Source organism: Streptomyces sp. LHD-70 (assembly GCF_031157275.1).
In the GTDB taxonomy this organism is placed as follows: domain Bacteria; phylum Actinomycetota; class Actinomycetes; order Streptomycetales; family Streptomycetaceae; genus Streptomyces.
Map to the genome: position 1 here is coordinate 178505 of NZ_JAVIFW010000010.1, position 26976 is coordinate 205480.

The 26976-nt window shown below is 72.2% G+C and carries 22 protein-coding genes; 16 read left to right on the forward strand and 6 right to left on the reverse strand.

Translation table 11 applies throughout. The features are described from left to right. Nucleotide 1 precedes the first annotated feature (1 nt). Nucleotides 2–826: a serine/threonine protein kinase gene (locus tag RCO28_RS21415; RefSeq protein ID WP_308942793.1), complete on the reverse strand. Its 825-nt coding sequence runs from the start codon at nucleotides 824–826 to the stop codon at nucleotides 2–4. 341 nt (nucleotides 827–1167) lie between these two features. On the opposite strand from RCO28_RS21415, the gene RCO28_RS21420 reads away from it, so the two are divergent. Together RCO28_RS21420 and RCO28_RS21425 are read left to right on the forward strand one after the other, a co-directional pair. Next, nucleotides 1168–2505, forward strand: a complete 1338-nt coding sequence (locus RCO28_RS21420; protein WP_308942794.1) for a wax ester/triacylglycerol synthase family O-acyltransferase — start codon at nucleotides 1168–1170, stop codon at nucleotides 2503–2505. A 191-nt stretch (nucleotides 2506–2696) separates the two neighbouring features. Next, nucleotides 2697–4181 (forward strand): SDR family NAD(P)-dependent oxidoreductase, encoded by a 1485-nt coding sequence (locus RCO28_RS21425; protein ID WP_308942795.1) that lies wholly within the window; start codon nucleotides 2697–2699, stop codon nucleotides 4179–4181. 67 nt (nucleotides 4182–4248) lie between these two features. On the opposite strand, the gene RCO28_RS21430 is transcribed toward RCO28_RS21425, so the two are convergent. Then, nucleotides 4249–4881 (reverse strand): metal-dependent phosphohydrolase, encoded by a 633-nt coding sequence (locus RCO28_RS21430; RefSeq protein WP_308942796.1) that lies wholly within the window; start codon nucleotides 4879–4881, stop codon nucleotides 4249–4251. A gap of 583 nt (nucleotides 4882–5464) precedes the next feature. Between RCO28_RS21430 and RCO28_RS21435 the strand changes: the two genes are divergently transcribed. Then, the gene (locus tag RCO28_RS21435; RefSeq protein WP_308942797.1) at nucleotides 5465–6667 is read left to right on the forward strand and encodes a hypothetical protein; all 1203 of its coding nucleotides are present in this window, start codon (nucleotides 5465–5467) and stop codon (nucleotides 6665–6667) included. Nucleotides 6668–7004: 337 nt separating this feature from the next. Next, nucleotides 7005–7175, forward strand: coding sequence for a hypothetical protein (locus RCO28_RS21440; RefSeq protein ID WP_308942798.1), 171 nt, complete (start codon nucleotides 7005–7007; stop codon nucleotides 7173–7175). A gap of 130 nt (nucleotides 7176–7305) precedes the next feature. Here the strand turns inward: RCO28_RS21440 and RCO28_RS21445 are convergent, their stop codons facing one another. After that, on the reverse strand, nucleotides 7306–8649 hold the full coding sequence (locus tag RCO28_RS21445; protein ID WP_308942799.1) for an amidase: 1344 nt from the start codon (nucleotides 8647–8649) through the stop codon (nucleotides 7306–7308). A gap of 332 nt (nucleotides 8650–8981) precedes the next feature. Between RCO28_RS21445 and RCO28_RS21450 the strand changes: the two genes are divergently transcribed. Beyond that, on the forward strand, nucleotides 8982–10535 hold the full coding sequence (locus RCO28_RS21450) for an alpha-L-fucosidase (RefSeq protein ID WP_308942800.1): 1554 nt from the start codon (nucleotides 8982–8984) through the stop codon (nucleotides 10533–10535). A 7-nt stretch (nucleotides 10536–10542) separates the two neighbouring features. Here RCO28_RS21450 and RCO28_RS21455 read toward each other — a convergent pair whose 3' ends face one another. After that, entirely contained in the window at nucleotides 10543–12195 is a 1653-nt protein-coding gene (locus tag RCO28_RS21455; RefSeq protein WP_308942801.1) for an amidohydrolase, read from the reverse strand. 89 nt (nucleotides 12196–12284) lie between these two features. Beyond that, nucleotides 12285–12992 carry an FCD domain-containing protein gene (locus RCO28_RS21460; RefSeq protein WP_308942802.1) on the reverse strand — a complete coding sequence of 236 codons (708 nt, stop codon included), beginning with the start codon at nucleotides 12990–12992 and terminating at the stop codon, nucleotides 12285–12287. A 255-nt stretch (nucleotides 12993–13247) separates the two neighbouring features. On the opposite strand from RCO28_RS21460, the gene RCO28_RS21465 reads away from it, so the two are divergent. The 8 genes from RCO28_RS21465 to RCO28_RS21500 are packed head-to-tail and all read left to right on the forward strand — an operon-like array spanning nucleotide 13248 to nucleotide 21130. Then, complete coding sequence (locus RCO28_RS21465) at nucleotides 13248–14291, forward strand: sugar ABC transporter substrate-binding protein (protein ID WP_308942917.1); 1044 nt, start codon at nucleotides 13248–13250, stop codon at nucleotides 14289–14291. Continuing rightward, nucleotides 14288–15877, forward strand: a complete 1590-nt coding sequence (locus RCO28_RS21470) for a sugar ABC transporter ATP-binding protein (protein WP_308942803.1) — start codon at nucleotides 14288–14290, stop codon at nucleotides 15875–15877. The genes RCO28_RS21465 and RCO28_RS21470 overlap by 4 nt, the downstream gene beginning before the upstream one ends. Beyond that, the gene (locus tag RCO28_RS21475; RefSeq protein ID WP_374991214.1) at nucleotides 15861–16886 is read left to right on the forward strand and encodes an ABC transporter permease; all 1026 of its coding nucleotides are present in this window, start codon (nucleotides 15861–15863) and stop codon (nucleotides 16884–16886) included. The genes RCO28_RS21470 and RCO28_RS21475 overlap by 17 nt, the downstream gene beginning before the upstream one ends. Nucleotides 16887–16913: 27 nt before the next feature. Further along, on the forward strand, nucleotides 16914–18251 hold the full coding sequence (locus RCO28_RS21480; protein ID WP_308942804.1) for an enolase C-terminal domain-like protein: 1338 nt from the start codon (nucleotides 16914–16916) through the stop codon (nucleotides 18249–18251). Beyond that, complete coding sequence (locus RCO28_RS21485; RefSeq protein ID WP_308942805.1) at nucleotides 18248–19012, forward strand: SDR family oxidoreductase; 765 nt, start codon at nucleotides 18248–18250, stop codon at nucleotides 19010–19012. The genes RCO28_RS21480 and RCO28_RS21485 overlap by 4 nt, the downstream gene beginning before the upstream one ends. Then, the gene (locus RCO28_RS21490) at nucleotides 19009–19977 is read left to right on the forward strand and encodes an aldo/keto reductase (protein ID WP_308942806.1); all 969 of its coding nucleotides are present in this window, start codon (nucleotides 19009–19011) and stop codon (nucleotides 19975–19977) included. Before RCO28_RS21485 ends, RCO28_RS21490 begins: the two co-directional genes overlap by 4 nt. Then, nucleotides 19974–20288, forward strand: coding sequence for an L-rhamnose mutarotase (locus tag RCO28_RS21495; protein WP_308942807.1), 315 nt, complete (start codon nucleotides 19974–19976; stop codon nucleotides 20286–20288). Before RCO28_RS21490 ends, RCO28_RS21495 begins: the two co-directional genes overlap by 4 nt. Next, nucleotides 20285–21130: an amidohydrolase family protein gene (locus tag RCO28_RS21500; RefSeq protein WP_308942808.1), complete on the forward strand. Its 846-nt coding sequence runs from the start codon at nucleotides 20285–20287 to the stop codon at nucleotides 21128–21130. The genes RCO28_RS21495 and RCO28_RS21500 overlap by 4 nt, the downstream gene beginning before the upstream one ends. Here the strand turns inward: RCO28_RS21500 and RCO28_RS21505 are convergent. Continuing rightward, the gene (locus RCO28_RS21505) at nucleotides 21118–22551 is read right to left on the reverse strand and encodes a lipase maturation factor family protein (protein ID WP_308942809.1); all 1434 of its coding nucleotides are present in this window, start codon (nucleotides 22549–22551) and stop codon (nucleotides 21118–21120) included. The genes RCO28_RS21500 and RCO28_RS21505 overlap by 13 nt on opposite strands. A 142-nt stretch (nucleotides 22552–22693) precedes the next feature. Here RCO28_RS21505 and RCO28_RS21510 point away from each other — a divergent pair, with 142 nt between their 5' ends. The 3 genes from RCO28_RS21510 to RCO28_RS21520 all read left to right on the forward strand — a co-directional run bounded on the left by RCO28_RS21510 (nucleotide 22694) and on the right by RCO28_RS21520 (nucleotide 26954). Continuing rightward, on the forward strand, nucleotides 22694–23773 hold the full coding sequence (locus tag RCO28_RS21510; RefSeq protein WP_308942810.1) for a DUF6777 domain-containing protein: 1080 nt from the start codon (nucleotides 22694–22696) through the stop codon (nucleotides 23771–23773). Between the two features lie 135 nt (nucleotides 23774–23908). Next, the gene (locus tag RCO28_RS21515) at nucleotides 23909–25957 is read left to right on the forward strand and encodes a SpoIIE family protein phosphatase (protein ID WP_308942811.1); all 2049 of its coding nucleotides are present in this window, start codon (nucleotides 23909–23911) and stop codon (nucleotides 25955–25957) included. Nucleotides 25958–26090: 133 nt separating this feature from the next. After that, complete coding sequence (locus tag RCO28_RS21520; protein ID WP_308942812.1) at nucleotides 26091–26954, forward strand: DNA-formamidopyrimidine glycosylase family protein; 864 nt, start codon at nucleotides 26091–26093, stop codon at nucleotides 26952–26954. Nucleotides 26955–26976 lie beyond the last annotated feature (22 nt).

A 26976-nucleotide genomic window follows, 5' to 3' on the forward strand; every position in this document is an offset into this window, starting at 1 on the left:
CTTACGCCGGGCCCTGGGCGGGCACCGCGGGGCGGGGGCGGTGGGACAGCAGCGGCAGATGCTCCTCGCGCACCAGGTCGAAGCGGAGCGCGAACGCCACCAACTCTTCGCGCTTGCCGCCGAGTTGACCGCCCGCGCCGGTCACATCCGCACCGTCCTCGCGCTGCTCGCGGAGCCGCAGCTTGACCGAAGTCAGGTAGTCGATGTGGTAGTTGACCGCCGAACGGGTCAGCTCCGCACACCCGTCCACCCCGCGCAGCTTCTCCACCACCTCGCCCACCCCCGGCACCGCGGCGCTCGACGGCTGCCGCAGCCGCGGCTCGCACAGGGCGAGCAGCACCAGGAAGTACTTCGACGTCGGATCGAGCGCGAACGGGCTGGTCGTCGGCTCCCCTATCAGCGGAAACGCCACCTCCCCCGGCGCGGCGCCGTCCACGTACGCGTGCTCCGGCGCGAACACCTTGAACGCCGCCTCGCCGTCCGTGCCCGGCAGCAGCACCCGCGAGAACTCGAACGGCACCGGCGCGCCCACCCGCCCGGGCGCGACCTTCACATGCTCGCCGGCGCCCTCCAGGTTCTCCACGACATACGTCGACGTACGGCTGAAGTTGGACAGCCGCCAGTAGTCCTCCGCCGCCACGATCTGGCCCGCTCTGCGGGACACCGCCGGATCGTCGAGAGCCACCGGAACCGGTACGTCCGGGGCCCCGCGACCGAAGTCCGCGGTGTCGCCGGGGCCGAGACGGAGCAGCCGGGGCCTGCCCGGCCGGCCGCTTCCGGGTCCTGCCGACGGCTCCTCGGGCAGCTGCACGATGACCGTGTCCATGCCTTTCCTCCCCCTGGCCTTTCCTCCCCCTGCTCAGGCACCGCCCGAGTCTAGGACCCAAGAGATGTCAAACAGTTGCGAAAGCCCTGCAAGGGTGCGGATCCGGCCGAGGTGCGAGAGGGCCGACGAGCCGCCTTGCATGTGCCGGGGTGAACGCGGTCGCCGCGTTGACGCGCGGCGAGCCGAGCCCCGGCCGCTGACCAGGCTCCCCGTCGAGCCATGTGCCGACCGGCGTGCCAAGGCTTAATCTGCTCGTAACGCTGCGTGTCCTGAACGTGCTTGACCGTAGTCGTCAGCCCGGGGTTGACTCGGGCTCCCCGTTGCCGACGCGAGAGCAAGCCATGACCTCTGACCTGCTCGCCCCCCTCGACCTGGCCTTCTGGAACATCGAGTCCGACCGCCACCCCATGCACCTCGGCGCGCTCGGCATCTTCGCCGCCGACTCCCCTGGGGCCGCCCGGCACGCGGCCGAACTCCTCGCCACCCGTTCCGTGGCCGTACCGGGCCTGCGGATGCGCATCCGCGACGCGTGGCCGCCGTTCGGCGGCGCCGTACGCGCCGAGGACGCCCACTTCGACCCCGCCCGGCACGTGCATCTCGCCTGCGTGGCCCGGGACTTCCACGCGGCGGCGGGCGAGCTGATGGAACGGCCCCTGAACCGCGCACGGCCGCCGTGGGAGGTGCACGTCCTGCCCGACGAGGACGGCACCTCCTTCGCGGTCCTCTTCAAGTTCCACCACGCCCTCGCGGACGGGCTGCGCGCGCTCACGCTCGCCGCGGGCGTCATGGACCCGCTGCCGGAGGCGGCACCCCGCCGGCCGAAGCCGGCCCCCGCGCCCGCCACCGGCCCCGGCCCGCGCGTCCCCGACCTCGCGGGCACCCTGGACCTGCTCCGCCGCCGCGTCGGCGAGGTCGGCCAGGCCCTGGACATCGGGGCGTCCGTCGCCCTCGCCACCCTGGGCTTCCTCGACACGGCCCCGGCCCTCACCGCCGACGCCACGGGTACGCGCCGCACGGCCGGCGTCGTCGTCGACATCGACGACATCCACCGCATCCGCAAGGGCACCGGCGGCACCGTCAACGACGTCCTGATCGCGGCGGTCGCGGGCGCCCTGCGGCGCTGGCTGACCGGGCGCGGCGAGAGCGGCGACGGCGTCCGCCCCCGCGCCCTGATCCCCGTGTCCCGCCGCCGCCCGCGCGACGCCCACCCCGGCGGCAACCGCCTCTCCGGCTATCTGATCCGGCTCCCCGTCGCCGAGCCCGACCCGCTGGAGCGGCTGCGCCTGGTCCGTACCGCCATGGACCGCAACAAGGAGGCGGGCCCGAACCGCGGCGCGGGCGCCGTCGCCCTGCTCGCCGACCACGTGCCGCCCGTCGGCCACCGGCTCGGCGGCCCCGTCGTCGCCCAGGCCGCCCGCCTCCTCTTCGACATCCTCGTCACGAGCGTCCCGCTCCCCGGCATCGGCCTGCGCCTCGGCGGCTGCCCGCTGACCGCCGTCTACCCCTTCGCCCCCCTCGCCCAGGGCCAGTCCCTCGCGGTCGCGGTCTCCACGTACCGCGGCAATGTCCACTACGGCCTCATCGCCGACGCGGAGGCAGTCCCGGACCTGGACCACCTGGCAGAAGCCCTGCGGGCGGAGATCGCGGAGCTGGGGGAGGCGGCGGACGGGGCGCGGTAGCGGACGGCGGCCTCGGGGATAAATCGGCACGCACAGCAACGGCGCGGGTACGGGGAGCTCATCCCCGTACCCGCGCCATGTCGTGAGGTTTGTCCAACCGTCCCGCACCTACGTAAAGTCTCCTCTTTGGAACTTCCTGCGACCCCGCCGCGCCCCGCGCGCGGGGCCTGAGCGAGCACGAGGAAACGGCCATGACGGTTGCCCCCGAGGCGGCGGACGAGAGCCAGACGTACGGTCCGGGGATCGACCCCGAGCGGCTGGCCGTCTGCCTCAGCGTGCTCGACGAACTCGACAAGCTGGAGGTCGACCACCCCGACGCGATTCTCGTGCGCCGCGCCACCGCCGGCATCTACCGCACCGTGAAGCAGCGCCGCCGCCAGGAACGCCGGGCCGCCAAGACCGCCCACGACAAGGCCGTCACCGAGGCCACCGCCACCGGTTCCGCCGAGCGCATCGACGACGAGACGCAGGGCCTACTGCCCTCCTCCTCGACGGCCGGCGAGATCGCCGGGATACTCCAGCGCCCCCGCTCCTGCTACACGTGCAAGACGCGGTACGTCGAGGTCGACGCGTTCTACCACCAGCTCTGCCAGAAGTGCGCCGCCGAGAACCGCGCCAAGCGCGACGCCCGCGCCGACCTCAGCGGCAAGCGCGCCCTGCTCACCGGCGGCCGCGCCAAGATCGGCATGTACATCGCGCTGCGCCTGCTCCGCGACGGCGCGCACACCACGATCACCACGCGCTTCCCCAAGGACGCCATCCGCCGCTTCAAGGCCATGGACGACTCGGCGGACTGGATGCACCGCCTGGAGGTCGTCGGCATAGACCTGCGCGACCCCGCCCAGGCCGTCGCCCTCGCCGACCAGGTCGCCGAGCAGGGCCCCCTCGACATCCTGATCAACAACGCGACGCAGACCGTACGCCGCCTGCCCTCCGCGTACGCCGCCCTCGTCGACGGCGAGAGCGCGCCGCTGCCCGCCGGTGAGCTGCCCGCCCACCACGTCATCGGCGCCTTCGGCTCCGGCGCGGTCGACGGACTGGCCGCGCTGCCCGTCGGCATCAGCGGCATGGACGCGCAGCAGGTCGCCGACCTCGCCCTGGTCGCGGGCAACGCGAGCCTGGAACGGCACGTCGCAGGCACCGCCATAGACGCGGGCGGACTCGTCCCCGACGTCGTCGACACCAACACCTGGGTGCAGACCATCGAGCAGATCTCCCCGGTGGAGCTCCTGGAGACCCAACTCTGCAACTACACCGCGCCGTTCATCCTCATCTCCAAGCTGCGCCCGGCCATGGCCGAGGCTGCGAAGAAGGCGGAGAGCGGCCGCGCGTACGTCGTCAACGTATCCGCGATGGAGGGCGTCTTCAGCCGCGGCTACAAGGGCGCGGGGCACCCCAACACCAACGCCGCGAAGGCCGCGATGAACATGGTGACGCGCACCAGCGGCCAGGAGATGTTCCAGGCCGACCAGATCCTGATGACCTCGGTCGACACCGGCTGGATCACCGACGAGCGCCCGCACTACGACAAGCTCCGCCTCGCCGAGGAGGGCTTCCACGCCCCCCTCGACCTGATCGACGGCGCGGCCCGCGTCTACGATCCGGTGGTGCGCGGCGAGCACGGCGAGGACCTGTACGGGGTGTTCCTGAAGGACTACGCGATCTCCAAGTGGTAGGCGCGGGGGGCGGGTTGAGGGGGCTCTTCCCCTCCCCGCCCCTTCCCCTTCCCTGGGGCTCGGCCCCTCAGTGATGCACAACCCCCGGCACCGGGTACGAAGACCGCACCCCCACCCCCGGCGGCAGCAGCGCATGCCCCGCTGCCAGGAGTTCGAGGACGGGCCGCCAGTCCTCCAGGACCCCCGCGTCGAGCTCCACCACCTGCGCCGCCTCCGCGGCCTGCCGCAGCGCCACCGCCTCCTCGGCGAGCGGATCCCGTACGAACGCGTCCGCCTCCGGCGCCGACATGGGCCCGCCCCGCTCGGCGACCCGGCGCGCGCTCGACGCGGGCAGCGCCCGGCCCGGCTCCACCGCCGCGAGATACCGCTCGGCGTGCACATGGAGGCGTACGAGACGGGCGACCCGGCCGCCGAGCAGGCTGTGCATGGCGTCGGCGGCGGCGTCCACGGAGTCCGCGTGGCCGGCGCCGCCGGGGTGCAGCAACAGCTCGATGTCCTGGAGCAGGCCCGCGACCTGCAACTCCTTGTCGCTGGGGCGGGAGCGGCGCAGCAGGGCCGCGGTCCGCAGGGCGTGGTCTAGCAGGTCGGCCGGTGCGTCGCAGCGGTCGGGCGCGCCGTACACGCCTCGGCCGGAGTACAGGAGTTGCATCAGCTCGTCGACGGTCCGCGGCGCTCTCTGCGGCGCCCTCCATGGCTCCATGCGCGGCTCCCTCCGGGCTCGGTGCCGGTGCTGCAGCACACCATGCCCGCCTGACGGTTCGACCAACGCGGCGTTAACCCCGTACACCCGACCCGGATCGCGCGGGCGAGCGCAGCTGAGCCATGTGGGGTACGCGACACGCCGTGCGGCACCCCTTCTGGCCCTCCCCGCCGCGCGACCCGCCCGGGCCGCGCCTAGCGTTTCCCGGCGTCGGACCAGTTTCTGGTGGGACGTCAGAAACGGTCATCTGTGCGGAGGAAAAGGGGAGTTGTTGATGCAAGCGATAGCACGGGCCTCGGCGCGTGCGGCGGCGGCGCTCATGCCGGTCGCCCGGGTGACGGGAGCCGTGACTGCCACGGTTCCTCGGGTACGCCGCCGAGGCGTCCACGAGAGCTGAAGACGGAAAACGAACGCGCGAGGGCCGGTGCCGCACTGCTGATGCGGCACCGGCCCTCGCGCGTGCGTCCACCTCCACTCCCCGCGCCCTAGGCCGAACCAGGTAAAGAGCCCATTTTGCCTGATTAGTACATCTTTATTCGGTCAACAGATGGGGCGACTGTGAGCCAAGGGAACGGAGTGAGGCATGCGTGCGGTGGGCCGAAGAGAGTTGCTTGGCCTGGGAGTTGGCGCGGCCGCGGCCGCAGCGGGGGTCGGGCTCGCGGGCTGCGGCACCGATGACCCGCCCGCGCCCCGGCACGGGGGCGGACCGGCTCAAGGCGCCCCGCGCGCCCCGCGGCTGATCGGTGACGGCTCCACCGCGTACACCGGCCGTCAGCCCCACCAGCCCGGAAAGCCGGTGCCGCTGGAGCCGGGCGAGACGCCGCCGCAGTTCGTCGTCTTCTCCTGGGACGGTGCGGGCGAGGTCGGCAACGGTCTCTTCCCGCGCTTCCTCGAACTGGCGAAGGGGCACGACGCGCACATGACCTTCTTCCTCTCCGGCCTCTATCTGCTGCCGGAGGAGAAGAAGCGCGTCTACCTCCCGCCGAACAACCCCGCCGGCGCGTCCGACATCGGCTACCTCACCAACCCGCACCTCAAGGAGACCCTGACCCACGTCCGCCAGGCCTGGCTCGACGGCCACGAGATCGGCACGCACTTCAACGGCCACTTCTGCGGCGGCAGCGGTTCCGTCGCCCGCTGGAGCAGCGCGCACTGGCGCGAGGAGATCGAGCAGGCCAAGGGGTTCGTGCAGCGCTGGCGCAGCCACACCGGCTGGTCGCAGCTGCCCTCCCTGCCCTTCGACTACGACCAGGAACTCGTCGGCGGCCGCACCCCCTGCCTGCTCGGCCAGGAGAACCTGCTGCCCGTCGCCCGCGAACTCGGCTGGCGCTACGACGCGTCCTCGCCCGGCGGCGTGCAGCGCTGGCCCCGGAAGAAGCAGCGCGTCTGGGACCTTCCGCTGCAGGCCATGCCGTTCCCCGGCCACACCTTCGAGGTTCTGTCGATGGACTACAACATCCTCGCCAACCAGTCGAAGAACTCCACCCGCGCTCCCTCGTACAACTATCCGGCCTGGCGCCGGCAGGCCACCGAGTCGTATCTCGCGGGGTTCCAGCGCGCCTACGAGACCAACCGGGCGCCCCTGTTCATCGGGAACCACTTCGAGGAGTGGAACGGCGGCATCTACATGGACGCGGTCGAGGAGGCGATCCGGACGATCGCCGGCAAGAAGGACGTACGCATGGTGTCCTTCCGGCAGTTCGTCGACTGGCTGGACGTCCAGGACCCCGCCGTCCTCGCGCGACTGCAGAAACTCCAGGTCGGCGAGAAGCTGAAGACAGTGTGAACGCAGGGCGGCAACAGCGGTTGCTGGCAGGGGAATCCTGGATTCCTGGGGTGGATTGTGGCCGAATCAATGCGACGAATGGTGATAAAGCGGACGACTTTTGGCCCCATCGAGCAGCGGCCCGCTCATTTGGTTACTCTGTACGGAACGGACAGCCAAAAGGGGTCCCACCAACACCCATGGCCCGTCCTGGGGCAAGCCGGTCACCCGGCGAGCCTCGCACGAGAACCGGCGCCACCGCGTCCGAACTGCCCAGATCGAGCCCTACGGTCAGCGGCGCCCGGAATCGGGACGCGCCGGAGCCACCGGGGGTTACCCGACACATAAGGAGTGCGCGGTGACACCAGACAAGACGAAGAGCGATCAACGCCCGAAGGAACGCAGCGAGCGCAAGAACCGGCCCGATGAGCTGGGCAGTCTCGACGTGTGGGCCAGGTCTGCGCCGATCAGGCTCGCGGGGTACGAGGACGATCTCGCCGAGCCGCACATCCTTCAGGGCATCGACTGACCTCAGGGCGCCGACCGCCCCTCAGGCATCGACAGGCCCTCCCGGGCCGGACCCGATCGCACCGGGCCCCGCGGACCCCCGTCCGCGGGGCCCGACGCATGCCCGGGACCCCCGCGTCACCCGTATGGCCCTACGGCCGTACCTCCGCCGTCCGCTGCCACGGCCGCGACGCCTCCAATCCCGCCGCCACCTGCAGCAGTTGCCGCTCGCGGCCCGGCGCCCCGACCAGCTGCACCGCACACGGCACCCCCGACGACAGGCACCCGAACGGCAGCGTCAGCGCAGGCCATCCCGTCAGATTCCAGGTCGGCGTCAGTGGCGAGCAGCGCGTGTTCGTCAGCACGTTGTGCAGCCAGCCCCGCTTGTGCCAGGCGTCCGCGCGCGGCCCCCGGCGCGCGAGCGCGGGCGTGACCAGGACGTCGTACCGCCCGAAGAACGGGCCGAACCGCTCCCGCAGCTGCTCCCGGCGCCCCCCGCGCTCCACCCCCGCCACGCAGCGCGCCCCGAGTGCCGCGTGCACGCGCGTGCGCCGCGCGAGCCGGTCCCGGTCGAGGCCCTCCGCATCGAGGTACGTACCGGCCGACCAGTGCGCGAGCGCCGTCGTCCCCAGCCACAGCGGGTACGGAGGGTCCTCCGCGTCCACCGAATGGCCCAATCCCGCGAGAACTTTGCCCGCCTCACGGGCGGCCGTCGCGTACGCGTGGGTGACCGGTGCTCCGAGCAGCGGGCTGCGCGTGGACACCGCGATCCGCGGGGGTGCGTCCAGGGTGGCGGGCGGCGTGGGCTCGTCGGCGAGGACGTCGAGCATCAGGCGGGCGTCCTCGACCGTCGTCGCGAGGGGGCCGTTCTCGGACATTCCGAACCAGCCGCCGCCCAGCTCCCTCGGCACCGTGCCGCTGCCCGGCTTGAGGCCGACGACCCCGCAGTGCGCGGCCGGGATGCGGATCGAGCCCATGCCGTCGTTGCCGAGGGCGAGCGGCGCCATGCCCGCCGCGACCGCGGCCGCGCTGCCCCCGGACGAACCGCCCGCGTTCCGCGTCAGGTCCCACGGGTTGCGGGCCGTGCCGTGCACCCCGTCCGTCGTGCCGAAGACGCACAGCTCGGGCACGTTCGTCAGGCCGATCACCACCGCGCCCGCGGCCCGCAGCCGGGCCACCGTCGGATGGTCGCGCGCGGCGGGCTCGGCCGAGGTGGCCGCCGAGCCGTTGCGGCAGGCCTCGCCCCGTACCGGCAGGTTGTCCTTGACTGCCACGGGCACGCCCGCCAGGGGGAGTCGGGCCAGATCCGCGCGGGCTCCCACCGCGTCCGCCTCGTCGAGCGCGGCCGCCCGGCGCACCGTGCGGAACGCGCCGACGCGGGCGTCCACCAGGTCGATCCGCGCGAGATGGTCGGCCACCACCTCGCGCGGCGACACCTTCCCCTCGCGTACGGCTTCGGCGATCTCGGCGGCGGTACGGCCGGCCCAGCTGGTCACGGCGACTCCCTACGGCTGATGTGCGGTTGCTCTAGGGCCTGTCTTCAATCTCCCGTCGTCGCCCGGATGGCGTCGCGGGGCAGACGGGAGGTTGAAGACAGGCCCTAGGGGAGGGGAACGGTACGCGGGCCCGCCCGAGCGCGGACAGGGGGCGGTCGCACTCCCCACCCTGCGCACCCATGACATCCGATGACTCCCTGAACTCGCCCTTCTGCGCGGCCCATTGACACCGCGACACGCCGCCTCAATCATCAGACCTCCGATGAATCGCGGATCGTTGCACCGTCCGGCCCCGCCTGGAGAACTCACCCGACCCCCGGAGGTCCGCCCCCATGGCCGTCAGTCGACGCCTCTTCCTCACCGCGACCACGGCGACCGCACTCGCCGCGTCCGGCACCTCCCTCACCCCGGCCCACGCCGCCCCCGCCGCCGGAGAGCCCGCGTACCGCATCCCGATCGGCCCCGGCGACAGCGCGGAGGAACTCGTCCGGAAGGCCTCGCTCGTCCGCCCGACGGACCGTCAACTCGCCTGGCAGGCCCTGGAGAAGACCGCGTTCCTGCACTTCGGTGTGAACACGTTCACCGGGCTCGAATGGGGGTCGGGCGAGGAGGGCCCCGAGCTGTTCCAGCCGGTCGGGCTCGACACCGACCAATGGGCGCGGGCGCTGCGCGACGGCGGGTTCAAGCTCGCCATCCTCACCGTCAAGCACCACGACGGCTTCGTGCTCTACCCGACGCGCTACACCAACCACAGTGTGGCGTCGAGCAGTTGGGCCGGTGGGCGCGGCGACGTGCTGCGGAGCTTCGCCGACTCGATGCGGCGGCACGGCATCAAGGTCGGCGTGTACGTCTCGCCCGCCGACGAGAACCAGTTCCTGCACGGCGTCTACGCCAACGGCAGCCCGCGCGCCGAGCACACCGTCCCCACCCCCGTCGAGGACGACGACCGGACCGGCCGGGACCTGCCTACGTTCACGCTGCCCGCGACGGACTACGGCGCCCACATGCTCAACCAGCTGTACGAGGTGCTCACCGAGTACGGCCCCGTCGACGAGGTGTGGTTCGACGGCGCGCAAGGGCACATCCCGCCGGACAAGGTGGAGAAATACGACTGGGACAGCTGGTACGCGCTGATCCGCGCACTCGCCCCGGACGCCACGATCGCCGTGTCCGGGCCCGATGTGCGCTGGGTCGGCAACGAGGGCGGCCTGGCCCGCGAGGACGAGTGGAGCGTCGTACCGGTCAAGGAGAAGGAGTACGGCCGCACCGACTACGCCCTCGCCTACGACGCCCCCGACCAGGGCAGCCGCGACGCCCTCCTGAAGGCCCGGGAGGTCGCCACGCATCTGCAGTGGTGGCCCGCCGAGTGCGACGTGTCGATCCGGCCCGGCTGGTTCTACCACGAGGACCAACAGCCCAAGTCCGTCGCGCAGTTGACGGACATCTGGTTCCGCTCCGTGGGCCGCAACTCCGTGCTCCTGCTGAACGTCCCGCCGGACCAGCGGGGCCTGCTGCCCGACGCGGACGTGGCGCGGCTGCGGGAGTTCCGCGAGCGCATCGCGGCCGAGCTGCCCGAGGACCTGGCCGAAGACGCCCGCGTCACCGACGGCCCCGGCACGCGCACCCTCGACCTCGGCCGCCCCGTCGAGGTGAACCGCATCCGGCTCGCCGAGGACGTCCGGCGCGGCCAGCAGATCGAGGCATACGTGGTGGAGGCCGAGGTCGACGGCGACTGGACCGCCGTCGCCGGGCAGGGGGTGATGGGCGCGAGCCGCATCCTGCCGCTGCCCGCGCCGATTTCCGCCCGGCGGTGGCGGGTCCGGGTCACCGCGTCCCGGGCCCGCGCCCGCATCGCCGCGTTCCGGCTGTACCGCTCGCGCATCTGAGGAGGGCTCAGCCCGCCGCGTACACCCGTCGCCCGCCCACGAACGTCTGCTCCACGCGGGTCGCGCCGATCTCCTCGGCCGGGCCCGCGAACGGATCCTGGTCGAGGACCACGAAGTCCGCGAGGAAGCCGGGCGCGAGCGTGCCGGTCACGTCGTCCAGATGGTTCACGTACGCGCTGCCCGCCGTGTACGCGGCGAGCGCCGAGCCCAGGTCGATGCGCTGCTCGGGCAGGAACACCGGGGTGCCGGGCGGGGCTTCGGGCAGGACGCGGTTGACGGCGACGTGCAGGGCCTGCAGCGGGTCGGGGCTGGACACCGGCCAGTCGCTGCCCGCCGCCAGGGTCGCCCCGGACCGCAGCAGCGCCCCGAACGGGTACTGCTGTCCGCTGCGCTCGGGCCCGAGGAACGGGATCGTCAGGTCGTCCATCTGCGGCTCGTGCGCCGCCCACAGCGCCTGCATGTTGGCGCTCGCGCCGAGCTCACGGAACCGTCCTATGTCGTCGGGGTGCACGACCTGCAGATGCGCCAGGTGCGGGCGGGTGTCCGTGAAGCCGTTGGCCGCCCGCGCCGCCTCGACCGCGTCGAGCGCCTCCCGCACGGCACGGTCGCCGAGCGCGTGGAAGTGCACCTGGAAGCCCCGGGCGTCCAACTCCGTGACGTACGAACGGAGTTCCTTCGGCGGTACGAAGCTGATGCCGCTGTTGTCCGAGGTGCAGCCGCAGCCGTCGAGGTACGGGCCGAGGAGGGCGGCCGTGCCGTTCTCCGCCACGCCGTCCTGCATGATCTTCACGGTCGAGCAGCGGAGCCGGCCACGGGTGCCCGCCTCGCGCCGCGCCACCAGCTCCTCGATCTGCTCGGTGCCGCGCGCCCGGTCCCACCACAGCGCGCCCACCACGCGCGCCGTGAGCCGGCCGTCCTCGGCCGTCGCGAGGTAGGCGTCCGTGGGGTCGGTGAGGTTGGCGTGCGCGCCGAGGATCGCGTCCTGCCAGGCCGTGACGCCGAGCGAGTGCAGCAGCTCCTGGGCGCGGAGCAGCCCGGCGATCTTCTCGTCCAGGGTGAGCGGCGGGAGCAGTCGGCCGATCAGGTTGGCGGCGCCCTCCTGGAGCATGCCGGTCGGCTTGCCGTCCGCGTACCGCTCGATGCGCCCGTCGGACGGGTCGGGGGTGCGGGCGTCGATGCCGGCGCGTGCCAGGGCACGGGAGTTGACCCAGGCGCCGTGGTGGTCGCGGTTGACCAGATACACCGGCCGGTCCGGTACGAGGGCGTCCAGCTCGGCGGCCGTGGGCAGACCTCCCGGGAACGCCTCCATCGCCCAGCCGCCCCCGGTGATCCACTCGACGTCCGGGTGGGCGTGGGCGTACGCGGCGATCCGTTCCCGGTACTCGCCGAGCGTGGTCACCCCGCTCAGATCGCACTGGCCCAGCTCTGTGCCGCCGCCGACGGGGTGGATGTGCGCGTCCTGGAAGCCCGGGATCAGCAACTTGCCGCGCAGGTCCACGACTTCGGTGCGCGGCCCGATCAACTCGCGCACCTCGTCGTGGCCCACGGCGACGATGCGCTCCCCGCGCACGGCGAGCGAGGTGGCGCGGGCGCGGGCGGGGGAGAGGGTGTGCACGGGGCCGCCGGTCAGGACGAGGTCGGCGGGGGTGGTGTCGGACATGGTTCTCGGGTCTCCTTGCGGTCGGAACGTCGAGCGTCGAGCGTGGAAGGGTCGGGGAAGAGGCGGGGAGGGGTCGGGGAGGGGAAGACTCAAGCCTCCCCCAACTGCCCCCGCAACCACTGCTCCACCTCCCCCACATGCCCCGCCGCAGCCGACCGCGCAGCCTCCGGGTCCCGGGAGGCCAGTGCCCCGTAGATGCGCGCATGCTCGCGGCGCGTGCGGGCGAACGCGTCCTGCTGTTCGTAGCCGCGCCAGACCCGCGCCCGGAACGTGCGCGAGGACAGGCCCTCCAGGATCGCCGCCATCGTCGCGTTGCCCGCGGCCGCCGCGATCTCGCGGTGGAAGGCCAGGTCGTGGGCGAGGATCTCCTCCGGGTCGTCCGTCCCCTCCATCGCCTTCAAATGGCCCTCGACCACCGTGAGTTGGTCATCCGTGATGCGCGCCGCCGCCAGCGCCGTGGCCGTGGACTCCAGCACCCGCCGGACTTCCAGGAGTTCGACGAGCCGCGGGCCGCGCGAGAGGTCCGCGACCACCCCGAAGGTCTCCAGGAGGTCGCCCGCCTCCAGCTGCGTCACGTAGATCCCGGAGCCGTGCCGGGCCTCCAGGACGCCGAGGACCGTCAGCGCGCGGATCGCTTCCCGCATGGAGCTGCGCGAGATGCCGAGCTGGGCGGCCAGATCGCGCTCCGTGGGCAGCCGTTGGCCCGGCTCCAGGAGCCCCTCGCCGATCATCGCCTTGATCTGCTCGATGGCGCGCTGCGTCACCGTGCCCTTCTGCGCGGACGCCTGCTGCTCCACGGACCACCCCTTCCGTTCGCCCCGCCAGCCCCTCGCCGGAGCCGGGTGCGCCGCAGTCTAATCACCCAGGTGGTCCGACCACTACAGCCAGCAATCCCCCCAATTCCCGGAAAAGTTGCGGCACAAGGGTGTCGACGAGCGGAAGTGGTCTGATAAATATTCGCCGACCCAGCAGAACCTCGCAGGCACGCTTCCCCCTTGAGGAGCCGTCGGATGAGCCCTCGGACCGATCGCACGAAGCGCACGAAGACCGTCATGGCCGTACGCGCGAGGTGGCGCGCGTCAGCCGCCGCGAGCTGCGCCGCGCTCCTGCTCGCGGCCTGCGGCAGTACGAAGGACACCGCGGGCGGCGCCGCCGGGGGCGATGACGCCAGGGTCGGCGTGATCGTGCCGCTGCTGACCTCGCCGTTCTGGCAGTCGTACAACGACTACGTGCCGAAGATGGCGAAGGCCGAGGGGGTGGACGCCCTCAAGACCGTCAACTCCAACAGCGACCCGGCGCAGCAGATCACCGACATCAACAACCAGCTCAACCAGGGCGTCGGCGGTCTCGTCGTCGCACCGCTCGACAGCGCCGCCGTCTCCGCGGGACTCGACCAGGCCGAACGCAAGGGCGTCCCCGTCGTCGCCGTCGACGTGGCCCCTACGAGCGGCAAGGTCGCGATGGTGGTGCGCGCGAACAACGTCGCGTACGGGCTGAAGGCCTGCGAGTACCTCGGGAAGCAGGTCGACCGCGGCAAGGTCGTGCAGATCATGGGCGATCTCGCGTCGGTGAACGGGCGGGAGCGGTCCGAGGCGTTCCGTAGCTGCGTGAAGAAGAAGTTCCCGAAGCTGAAGGTCCTGGAGATCCCCGCGAAGTGGGAGTCGGATGCCGCGGCCTCGAAGCTGGACACGCTCCTGGGCGCCAACCCCGATGTGAAGGGCATCTATCTGCAGGCGGGCGGCGTCTATCTCGCGCCGACCCTGCAGACCCTCAAATCCAAGGGGATGCTGAAGAAGACGGGCGAGAAGGGCCACATCTCGATCGTGTCCAACGACGGCATCCCGCAGGAGTTCGACGCGATCCGCAAGGGCCACATCGACGCCACGGTCTCGCAGCCTGCCGACGCCTACGCCAAGTACGGCATGTACTACATCAAGGCCGCGATGGCCGGGAAGACGTTCGAGCCGGGCCCCACCGACCACGGCTCGACGATCGTGAAGCTGCCCAGCGGCAACCTGGAGGACCAGCTCCCCGCACCCCTGGTCACCAAGGAGAACGTGGACGACCCCGAGCTGTGGGGCAACACGGTCGGATGAGCACCCCAGGAACCCCCGTGACGGAACGTCAGTCCGAGCCCCCGCTCGTCGAGGCCGTCGGCATCACCAAGCGCTACGGCCCCACGACCGCCCTGCAGAACGGTCAACTCACCGTCCGCCAGGGCGAGTCACACGCCCTCGTCGGCCGCAACGGCGCCGGCAAGTCCACCCTCGTCCAGATCCTCACCGGACTGCAGGCCCCCGACGCCGGCACCGTCCGCTTCGACGGCGCGCCCGCGCCCGCGCTCACCGACCGGGACGCCTGGCGCGCCAAGGTCGCCTGCGTGTATCAGAAGCCGACCGTGGTCCCTCAACTCACCGTCGCCGAAAACCTGTTCGTCAACCGTCAGCCCACCGGCCGCGCCGGGCTCATCGACTGGCGGCGGCTGCGCCGCGAGGCCGCCGCGCTGCTCGACACCTGGGACGTGCGCGTCGACCCGGACGCCCGCACGGCCGAGCTCAAGGTCGAGGACCGCCAAATGGTGGAGATCGCACGGGCGTTGAGCTTCGGGACGCGCTTCATCGTCCTCGACGAACCCACCGCGCAGCTCGACAACCGCGAGATCGAACGCCTCTTCACGCGCATGCGCGCGCTCCAGGAGTCCGGCGTCACCTTCCTGTTCATCTCGCACCACCTCCAGGAGGTGTACGAGGTCTGCCAGGCCGTGACCGTACTGCGCGACGCCCGCTGGATCACCACCGCACCGGTCGCCGCCCTGCCGCGCGAAGCCCTCGTCGAGGCCATGGCGGGCGAGGCGGCCGCCCATCGCGAGGACAGCGTGCGTACGCCCGTGCCCGCCGACGCCCCCGTCCTGCTCGACGTACGCGCCCTGACCGGCGAGGCGTACGAGGACGTGGATCTCGGCGTCCGCGAGGGCGAGGTCGTCGGTCTCGCCGGATCCAGCGGCAGCGGCAAGATCCAGCTCGCCGAGACCCTCGCCGGACTGCACCAGCCACGCTCCGGAACCGCTCAACTCGCAGGCACCGCACTGCCGTTCGGCGATGTGACCGCGACCCTGCGGGCCGGGGTCGGCTGGGTGCCGCGCGACCGGCACGACCAGGGGTTCGTGCCCGCGATGACCATCGGGGACAACGCGACGCTGAGCGTCCTCGACCGGCTGGCCGGCACACCCCTCGCGCGGCGCCTCGGCTTCCTCTCCACCGAACGCCGCCGCGCCCTGGCCGCCGACCTGGTGGACCGGCTCGACATCCACGCCGAAGGCACCCACCAGCCGGTCTCCGACCTGTCGGGCGGCAACGCCCAGAAGGTCGTCATGGCCCGCGCGCTCGCCTCGGACCCGCGGCTGCTCGTCCTCGTCAACCCCACCGCCGGCGTCGACGTGAAGTCCAAGGAGTCCCTGCTCGCCCGGGTCGACACCGCCCGCGCCGACGGCACCGCGGTGCTCGTGGTCTCCGACGAGCTGGACGACCTGCGGCGCTGCGACCGCGTCCTGGTGCTCTTCCACGGCCGGGTCGTCGCCGAGCATCCGGCGGGCTGGCACGACCACGAGCTGATCGCCGCCATCGAAGGAGTGGCCCGTGACCGACACGCCCCTGACCGACACGCCCCTGACCGAGACCGTTGACACCGTCAAGGGTCCACCCCTCGCCCCCGACGCCCGCTCGCCGCGCGGTGTGCTGTGGCGGCGGGCCCGTGAACTCGCCCTCGTACCAGCCCTGTTGCTGCTTCTGCTGCTCGGCGCGCTCGTCAACGACTCGTTCCTCACCGAGCGCAACCTGATCTCCGTGCTCGGCGCGTCCGCCGCACTCGCCATGGTGGTCCTCGCCGAGTCCCTCGTCCTGATCACCGGGAAGTTCGACCTCTCCCTGGAGTCGGTCGTCGGGATCGCGCCCGCGGTCGGCGCGCTGCTCGTCCTGCCCGTCGCACAGGCCGGGTTCGGCACCGAGTGGCCCGCCGCGCTCGCGCTGCTCGCCGTCCTGGCGACGGGCGCGGCGCTCGGCGCGTTCAACGGCGTTCTCGTCGTGAAGTTCAAGCTGAACGCGTTCATCGTGACCCTGGCCATGCTGATCGTGCTGCGCGGACTGCTCGTCGGCGCCACCGAGGGCAAGACCCTCTTCGGCCTCCCGGAGTCCTTTTACACGCTCGCCACCAGCACGTTCCTCGGCATCCCGATGTCGGTCTGGGTGGCCGCAGGGGCGTTCGGGGCGGCCGGGCTGCTGCTGAAGTACCACCGCTGGGGCCGCGCCCTGTACGCGATCGGCGGCAACGCGGAGGCGGCCAGGGCGGCCGGTATCCGCGTCGAGCGCGTCATGCTCGGCGTGTTCGTCGTGGCCGGTGTCCTTGCCGCGCTCGGCGGGCTGATGCAGACCGGGTACGTGGGCGCCATCAACGCCAACCAGGGCCAGAACATGATCTTCACGGTGTTCGCGGCGGCGGTCATCGGCGGCATCAGCCTCGACGGCGGCAGGGGCACGATGTTCGGCGCGCTCACCGGCGTGCTGCTGCTCGGCGTCGTACAGAACCTGCTCACCCTGGCCCAGGTGCCGTCCTTCTGGATCCAGGCGATCTACGGCGGCATCATCCTCGTCGCCCTGATGATCGCCCGCGTCACCACCGGCCGCGCACAGGACTGACCTGTGCGCCACTCCGAGAGGCTCCCAGTGGCCCCAACTGCACTGCGCATCACGGCAGTCGACACGTACGACATCCGCTTCCCCACCTCCCGCGAGCTCGACGGTTCTGACGCCATGAACCCCGACCCGGACTACTCGGCCGCGTACGTGGTGCTGCGCACCGACGCCGACGACGGGCACGAGGGGCACGGCTTCACGTTCACCATCGGCCGCGGCAACGACGTCCAGGTCGCCGCGATCGACGCCCTGCGGGGCCATGTGATCGGCCGGCCCGTCGACGTGCTCTGCGCCGACCCCGGCACCCTCAACCGCGACCTGATCGGCGACAGCCAGCTCCGCTGGCTCGGGCCCGAGAAGGGCGTGATGCACATGGCGATCGGCGCCGTCGTCAACGCCGCCTGGGACCTGGCCGCCAAACGCGCCCGCAAACCCCTCTGGCAGCTCCTTGCCGAGGCCGACCCCCAGTGGCTCGTCTCCCAGGTCGACTTCCGCTACATCGCCGACGCCCTCACCCCCGAACGCGCCCTCGCCCTGCTCCGGAAAGGCCGCGAAGGCGCCGGTCAACGCGCCGCGCGGCTACGGGTCCGGGGCTACCCCGCGTACACCACCTCACCGGGCTGGCTCGGCTACGACGACGACAAGCTGACCCGGCTCGCCCGGCAGGCCGTCGCCGACGGATTCACCCAGATCAAGCTGAAGGTCGGCGCCGACCTCGACGACGACCTGCGCCGCCTTCGCGCCGCCCGTGCCGCCGTCGGCCCCGGCATCCGGATCGCCGTCGACGCCAACCAGCGCTGGAACGTCGACGAGGCCGTCACCTGGACCCGCGCCCTCGCGCCCTTCGACCCGTACTGGATCGAGGAGCCCACCAGCCCCGACGACGTCCTCGGGCACGCCGCGATCCGCGAGCGCGTCGCGCCCGTACGCGTCGCGACCGGTGAACACGTCCAGAACCGCATCGTGTTCAAGCAGCTTCTGCAGGCCGGTGCGATCGACGTTCTGCAGATCGACGCCGCGCGTGTCGGCGGCGTCAACGAGAACCTGGCGATCCTGCTGCTCGCCGCCCACTTCGACGTGCCGGTCTGCCCGCACGCGGGCGGCGTCGGCCTCTGCGAACTCGTCCAGCACCTCTCGATGTTCGACTACGTCGCGCTGACCGGCACCACCGAGAACCGCGTCATCGAGTACGTCGACCACCTCCACGAACACTTCCTCGCCCCGGTCGCCGTCCGCGACGGCCACTACACGGCCCCCACCGCACCCGGCTTCTCGGCCGCCATCCGGCCCGAGTCGATCGCCGAGTACCGCTACCCGGACGGCAGTTACTGGGCCCACCACCCGCACGAGAAAGGAGCAGCCGCATGACCTACGCCGACTTCGCCGGGCGCACAGCCCTCGTGACCGGCGGCGCCTCCGGCATCGGCCGGGCCACCGCCGAACTCCTCGCCGCCCGCGGCGCCCGCGTCACCGTCCTCGACCTCGACCCGTCCACCGTCACCGGCCCGCTGCACGCCCGCCGCGCCGACGTCACCGACGACGCGTCCGTCCGTACGGCCGTGACCGCCGCCGCCGAGGAGATGGGCGGCCTCGACATCCTGGTCAACAACGCGGGCATCGGCGCCCAGGGCACCGTCGAGGACAACGACGACGCCCAGTGGCAGCGCGTCCTCGACGTCAACGTCCTCGGCATCGTCCGCACCAGCCGCGCCGCCCTGCCGTATCTGCGGGCCTCGACGGGCGGCGTGATCGTCAACACCTGCTCCATCGCCGCCACCGCCGGACTGCCGCAGCGCGCCCTCTACAGCGCGTCCAAGGGCGCGGTGCTCTCCCTGACGCTCGCGATGGCCGCCGATCACGTACGGGAAGGGGTGCGCGTCAACTGCGTCAACCCCGGGACCGTGGACACCCCGTGGGTCGGCCGCCTCCTCGACGCCGCGCCCGATCCGGCCGCCGAACGCGCCGCCCTGGCGGCCCGCCAGCCCACCGGCCGCCTGGTCACCGCCGCCGAAGTCGCCACCGCCATCTGCTACTTGGCGAGTTCCGCGGCGGGCGCCACCACCGGTACGGCCCTCGCGGTGGACGGCGGCATGCAGGGCCTGCGGCTGCGCCCCGAGGCCGACGCGTGACCGCGCCAGGACAGGCCCTGGCCCTGGGCGGCGCGGCCCTCGGCAACCTGTTCCGTACGGTCACGGATGCGCAGGCCCGGGCGACCGTGGACGCTGCCTGGGACCTCGGCATCCGCGCCTTCGACACGGCACCCCACTACGGCCTCGGGCTCTCCGAACGCCGCTTGGGCGCGGCCCTGAGCGACCGGCCCCGGTCCGCTCTCACCCTGTCCACGAAGGCGGGCCGCCTCCTCGAACCCGACCCGCGCCCCGGCGACGACCTGGCGAACGGCTTCGCCGTGCCCGCCACCCACCGCCGCGTCTGGGACTTCAGCGCCGACGGCGTCCGCCGCTCCCTGGAGGAGAGCCTCGCCCGGCTCGGCCTCGACCGCGTCGACACCGTCTACCTCCACGACCCCGACGACCACGCCGAGCAGGCCTTCCGCGAGGGCTACCCGGCGCTCGAACGGCTGCGCGCCGAAGGCACGGTGGCCCGGATCGGCGCGGGCATGAACCAGTCCGCGATGCTGACCCGGTTCGTACGGGACACGGACGTCGACGAGGTGCTCTGCGCGGGCCGCTACACCCTCCTCGACCAGAGCGCCGGCGCCGATCTGCTGCCCGCCGCCCTCGACCACGGCACGGCCGTCGTCATCGGCGGCGTCTTCAACTCGGGCCTGCTCGCCGACCCGAGCCCCGAGTCCACGTACGACTACACCCGGGCGCCCTGTGAACTCCTCGACCGGGCCAGGAAGTTGAGCGCGCTGGCCGGGCGGCAAGGGATCTCGCTGCGGGCCGCCGCCCTGGCGTTCCCGCTCGCCCACCCGGCCGTGACGACCGTCCTCGTGGGGGCCCGCACCCCCTGCGAGATCCGGGACGCGGTGGCCCAGGCGGGCACGCGCGTGCCGGACGCCTACTGGCAGGAGGCGCGCGCCGAGGGACTGCTCCCGGCCGACGTGCCCGTACCGACAGGAGAGACCTCGTGAGAGTCGCCCTGCACACCAAGGTCCGCGCCGACCGCGTCGAGGAGTACGACGCCGCACACCGGGAGGTCCCGGCCGAGTTGACCCGGGCGATCCGTGCGGCGGGCGCGAAGGAGTGGACGATCTGGCGGTCAGGCACCGACCTCTTCCACCTCATCGACTGCCAGGACTACGCCCGCCTGATCGCCGAGCTCGAACACCTCCCCGTCAACGTCACCTGGCAGGCCCGCATGGCCGAACTCCTCGACGTCACGCACAACTACTCCGCCGAGGGGGCCGACGCGGGCCTCCCCGCCGTATGGAACCTGCCATGACCGACGTGATCGACGCCCACCACCACGTCTGGGACCTCTCCGTCCGCGACCAGGACTGGATCACCGGCCCCCAACTCGCGCCCATACGGAGGGACTTCAGCCTCGACGACCTCGCTCCGGAGGCCCGCGCGGCCGGTGTCACGGCGACCGTGCTCGTGCAGACCGTCACCGTCCCCGAGGAGACCCCGGAACTGCTCGCGCTCGCCGCCCGCTCCGAACAGGTCGCGGGCGTCGTCGGCTGGACCGATCTGACCGCACCCGACATCGCCGACGAGCTGGCCCGGCTGCGTCGACTGCCGGGCGGGGAACGGCTCGTGGGCATCCGCCACCAGGTGCAGGGCGAGCCCGACCCGGACTGGCTGCTGCGCCCCGACGTCCACCGCGGCCTGTCGGCCGTGGCCGCCGCGGGCCTCGCGTACGACCTCGTGGTCCTGCCGCACCAGCTGGACGCCTGCGCCCGCGCGGCCGCCGCACACCCCGAACTCATCTTCGTACTCGACCACTTGGGCAAACCCCGCATCGCATCCGGAGAGCGCACATCCTGGGCCGCACACCTCCGTGCGCTCGCCGCGCTGCCCCACACCGTGGCGAAGCTCTCCGGCCTGGTCACCGAGGCCGACTGGACCGGCTGGACCCCGGACACGCTGCGGCCGTACGTCGACACCGCGCTCGACGCCTTCGGCCCGGACCGACTCATGTTCGGCTCGGACTGGCCGGTCTGCACGCTGGCCGCGACGTACGGTCAAGTCATCGACACCGCACGGGAGTTGACGGCAGACCTGTCCGACGCCGACCGCGCCGGGCTGTTCTCGGGTACCGCGGCGCGCGTCTACCGGCTGTGATCCGCGGGCGTGTCGAGCCGGGTCGGCGGCCAGAACTCGCGCACATACGTGCGGTGCCACCACGCGCCGGTCTCCCGCAGCTCGCGCCAAGTGGTGTAGCGGTAGCGGTAGAGGCGGGCGCGGACGTACGTCGGGGGCTCGTCCGGGAACGGGTTGTGGCGCAGCAGCCGCAGCGTGTCCCGGTCGTTGGTCAGCAGCCGCTCCAGGAACGGGCCGAACCACGAGCGGGCGTAGGCGGGGGAGAGCCCCGCGAACCACATCAGCCAGTCGAGCCGCAGATGGTACGGGGCGAACTGGCGCGGCAGCCGCCGCACGTCGCCCGGCTTGCCCCTGAAGCCGTACTCCCGCCAGGCCGAACCGTCCACCGACGGCACCCGCGCGTTCGTGCCCTCGACGACCACCTCGGTGCGCACCCGGCCGATGCTGCCGAAGGCGCCGTACGTATTGACCAGGTGCAGCGGGTCGAAGGAGGTGTTCATGATCTGCCGCCGGGACAGCAGGTTGCGCACCGGGTGGTAGCTGAGCGCCGCGACCCCGCAGGTGACGGCGGCGACGACGACCGCGTACCAGAGAGGCGTCTCAGGGAGCGCGGGCGGCGGTCCGGACAGCGGGGACCAGTCGATCGCGGACAGCGCGAGCGTCACGGTGATCCAGTTCAGCCAGGAGAAGTTGCCCGAGAGGATCAGCCACAGCTGCGTCAGGACCATCAGCGCGGCCGCGTACGAAGCGACCGGCTGCGGCGTGAACAGCAGGAACGGGACGACGAGTTGGGTGACGTGGTTGGCGGCTACCTCCACGCGGTGCAGCGGGCGCGGCAGATGGTGGAAGAACCAGCTCAGCGGTCCCGGCATCGGCTGTGTCTCGTGGTGGTAGTAGAGGCAGGTCAGATCGCGCCAGCAGCGGTCGCCGCGCATCTTGATGAGCCCGGCCCCGAACTCCACCCGGAACAGCACCCAGCGCAGCAGGAAGAGCACCAGGACCGGCGGGCCCACCTCGTCGTTGCCGAGGAACACCGACAGGAAGCCGACCTCCAGGAGCAGCGACTCCCAGCCGAAGCCGTACCAGGTCTGCCCCACGTTCACGATCGACAGGTACAGCGCCCACGGCACCAGCCACAGCAGCATCGCCGCCCACAGCGGAACGAGCCCGTCGACCCCAGCGAGCAGCGCCGCCGACCAGAGCACGCCGGTCCACGCCGTCACCGCGAACAGCCGGTCGGAATACCGCAGTTGGAACAGGCTCGGCGCCCGCCGCCACGGTACGCGCGCCACGAACCGCGGCACCGGCAGCATCCCGCGCTCCCCGATCAGCGCCCGGAATTGCAGCGCCGCCGTCAGGAACGCCACCAGATACAGGGCGGCCAGAGCCCGCTGGAAGACCAGTCGGGCGAGCCAGTAGCCGGGTTCCGTGAACCACTCCACGTCACCCATTGTGACGCGCCGCCCGCCGCCCCGCCTCGGTGCCGTCCCCGCGGTCCCGCGCGCCCACTCGGCTTGCGGCGCCTCGCCGCCACCCGCAGACAATGAGGGACGAAATGCCCTGAAACAGGCGGGAGTGACTGGCGTGTTCCGAACGACCAGGCGCTATGCAACGGCCTTCGCGATATCCGCGGCCCTCCTGGTCGCAGGCTGTTCCAGCAGCGACCAGATGGCCCCGACCGCGGCCCAGCCCGAGGAGGAGGTCTTCCTCGAGCCCGTGGCCTCGGCGGGCCCCGATCCCTTCACCGAATCCACCTCGGAGGCGACCGAGACCCCGCCGCCCGTCACCCAAACGCCGGAACCGGTCGAAACGGGTCCCACCGAATCGCAGCAGGGCGCCCGCGTCATCTCCGGCGACACACCCGGCCTCTACGGTGGTACGCGGGACAAGGCCAGCTGTGACGTCGAGGGGCAGATCCGCTTCCTCGGCGCGAACCGCGGCAAGCAGCAGGCGTTCGCGGACACCGTCGGCGTCGCCCCGGACCACGTGCCGCGCTACCTGCGCGGGCTGACCGCGGTCCAACTGCGCGCCGACACCCGGGTGACCAACCACGGCTTCGTCGACGGCCGCGCCGACGCGCGCCAGTCGGTGCTCCAGGCCGGTACGGCCGTCCTCGTCGACAACCGGGGCGTGCCGCGGGTGCGTTGCTCCTGCGGCAACCCGCTCTCGCCGCCCGCGGCGGTGAAGGGCGACCCCACGTACCGGGGCGAGAAGTGGAGCGGCTACGAGCCGTCCAAGGTCGTCGTGGTCACCCCGGCGCCCACCGTGATCACCAACATCGTGATCATCAACATCACCAACAACACCTGGATCGAGCGGCCGACCGGCCACAAGGGCAAGGACAAGGTCGTCCCGCGCCCCAAGCCGAACCCCACGTCGCCGTCGCCCACCTCGCCCTCCCCGACGTCGCCCTCTCCGACGTCCCCGAGTCCGACCCCTACGGACACGGAGACGGACGAGCCCACCGACGGGCCGACGGACGGCCCCACGGACGGGCCGACGGATGCTCCTACGGACGAACCGACCGACGGGCCGACGGATGGCCCCACGGACGAGCTGACCGACGAACCGACGGACGTTCCGACCGACGAGGGGGTGCCGGACGGGGCCACCGAGGAGGTCGTCCCGGACCAGCCGGCGGAGCCCGGCACGTTCAACGGCTGACTTTTCCCCTGCCCGCCCCGTCCCGAAGTCCTGCCGGACGGGCCTCCTCAACCGCCGGAGGGGCTGAAAGTTCAGCCCCTCCGGCGAACTGGGGCAGGGGATGAAAAAAGCCCTAAACGATGACAAAGTGACCCCATGGTCGATCAGGACGCGGGGGACTGGCCGGCACGGCCCGACCCGATCCTCGCCCTCAACCAGCTCGGCACCTTCGACTGGGACCTCGACACCGGCCTGATGCACATGGACGCGACGGCCTTCGAGGTCTTCGACATCCTCCCCGAGGAGTACGACGGCCGGCCCGAGGCCCTCGCGAGTCGCGTACCGACCGGTGAGGGCCAGCGGCTCGACGCGATCGTCGCGCAGGCCCTGAAGAACGGCAGCGAGAACTACGGCACGTACTTCCGCATCCGCCGCCGCGACGGCACCATCCTCTGGACCCACACCCAGGGCTACATCCGCCGCGACGAGTCCGGCCGCCCGCGCCGCATCATCGGCGTCGTCCGGGACGCCACGCAGGAGCTCAGCGACACCCGGGTGCGGATGCTGCGGGACGCCGAGACGCGACGGTTGACCAGTGTGGTCGAGGGCGCAACGGCGGCCCTGTCGTACGCCCGTACCGTCGACGACGTCATCGAGGTGCTGGGGAACAACGAGGGCCTCGCACAGCTGGGCGCCGCCAGCCTCGTCATGGGCCTGGTCGAGGGCGGCCGGATCCACCTGGTCGCGGAGGGCCAGCAGGGCGCGTTCGTGCCCGGCACCCGCTACACCCGCATCGACGAGCCGTACCCGATGAGCGAGGTGGTCCGCACCCTCACCCCGCTCTTCATCGAGAGCCGCGAGGACTTCGCCGCCGGGTATCCGATCCTGTGGCCGCACATCTCGCATCTGCAGGTCACGTCGGCGGTCTATCTGCCGCTGATCGCCCAGGCCCGCCCGATCGGCGCGCTCGGACTGCTCTACCGCGACAAGATCGGCTTCACCGCCGAGGACCGCAACCTGCTCGTCGCCCTCGGTAGCGGCATCGCCCAGAACCTGGCCCGCGCGATGCTGTACGAGCAGGACAAGGACCTCGCCCAGGGCCTCCAGCAGGCGATGCTGCCCCGCTCCATCCCCGCCGTGCCCGGCGTCGACATCGCGGTGCGCTACCGGTCCGCGAAGCTCGGCCGGGACATCGGCGGCGACTGGTACGACCTGATCCCGCTGCCCGGCGGGCTGATCGGCGCGGTCATCGGCGACGTCCAGGGCCACGACACCCATGCCGCGTCCGTCATGGGCCAGCTGCGGATCGTGCTGCGCGCGTACGCCTCCGAAGGGCACACGCCGTCCACGGTGATGGCCCGCGCCTCGGTGTTCCTGCACGAGCTGGACACCGACCGGTTCGCCACCTGCCTGTACGCGCAGGTCGACCTGACCACCGGCGTCGTGCAGTTCGTCCGGGCCGGGCACATCGACCCGCTGGTCCGCCGCATCGACGCGACCTGCTTCCGCGTACCGGTCGAGGGCGGTCTTCCGCTCGGCCTGTCCGCCGAGTTCGGCCGGATCGAGTACCCGGTCACGACCATCGAACTCGACCCCGGATACACGCTGTTGCTGTGCACCGACGGCCTGGTGGAGGAGCCCGGCGCCGACCTCGACGACGGCATGCAGCGCCTCACCCGGCAGATCTGGGCGGGCCCGCTCGACCTGGACGACCTGGCCGACCGGCTCTGCGAGGCGGTCGAGGACCGGGACGGCGCGGACGACGTGGCGCTCCTGCTGCTCCGCCGCCGCCTCAGCGAGGCGCCCCGCTCCGGCGGCCGCCTCAAGGAGCACGTCGCCCCGAACGACCCGGAGGCCCTCGTAGGCGCCCGCCACATGATCCGCGCCGCGGTCCGGGCGTGGGGCGCGGGGGAGCGGGCCGACGAGATCGAACTGGTCGCCGACGAGATGATCACCAACGCCCTGATGCACACCGACGGCGCCGCCGTCGTCACGCTCCGGGTGCTCTCCGGGGCGGACCGGCGGCTGCGCGTCGAGGTCGAGGACTCGTCGAGTGCCCTGCCGCACCGCCGGGAGGCCGGGGACGACGGGGTGTCCGGGCGCGGACTGCTGCTCGTGGACCGGCTCGCGGACGTGTGGGGCGTGGAGCCGCGGGGGAGAGGCAAGTGCGTCTGGTGCGAATTCATCGTCCCGGCGCGAGACTGACGGCGCGGGACCGGCGGCGCGGCCCGAGACCTTCCGGGTGGGTCTCGGGGGAGCCCCGAAAAAGTGATGACACAGGGTGTCATCACTTCCGCGAGAGGCCGCCGGCCCGACCGTGTGGCGGAGGTGAGGGACCATGCCGGAACTGCCCGAGGTGGAGGCCCTGCGGGACTTCCTCGACGAGCACCTCGTGGGTCGCGTGATCGTGCGCGTCCTGCCCGTCGCGATCAGCGTCCTCAAGACGTACGACCCGCCGCTGACCGCCCTGGAGGGCAAGCAGGTCACCGCCGTCGCCCGGCACGGCAAGTTCCTCGACCTCGCCACCGCCGACGGGCCGCACCTGGTGACCCATCTCGCCCGCGCGGGCTGGCTGCAGTGGAAGGACCGCCTCCCCGACGGCCCGCCGAGGCCGGGCAAGGGCCCGCTCGCGCTCCGCGTCGCCCTGGAGGACGGCTCCGGCTTCGACCTCACCGAGGCGGGCACACAGAAACGCCTGGCGGTGTACGTGGTCGCGGACCCGGCGGAGGTCCCCGGCGTCGCCCGCCTCGGCCCCGACCCGCTCGCCCCCGGCTTCGACAAGGCGGCCCTCGCGGCGCTCCTCGCGGGTGAACGGCGCCGGATCAAGGGCGCGTTGCGCGACCAGAGCCTGATCGCCGGCATCGGCAACGCGTACAGCGACGAGATTCTGCACGCCGCCCGGATGTCCCCGTACAAACCGGCCGGGAGCCTCGGCGACGAGGAGCTCACCGGGCTCTACGAGGCGCTGCGCGCCACCCTCACCGAGGCCGTGGAGCGCTCGCACGGGGTGGCGGCGGGACGACTGAAGGCCGAGAAGAAGAGCGCGCTTCGTGTGCACGGCCGCACGGGTGAGCCCTGCCCGGTGTGCGGGGACACGATCCGCGAGGTGTCGTTCAGCGACTCGTCCCTGCAGTACTGCCCGACCTGCCAGACGGGCGGCAAGCCGCTCGCGGACCGACGGATGTCCCGCCTGCTGAAGTGACCGGCGGGGGCCTTCCGCTGAC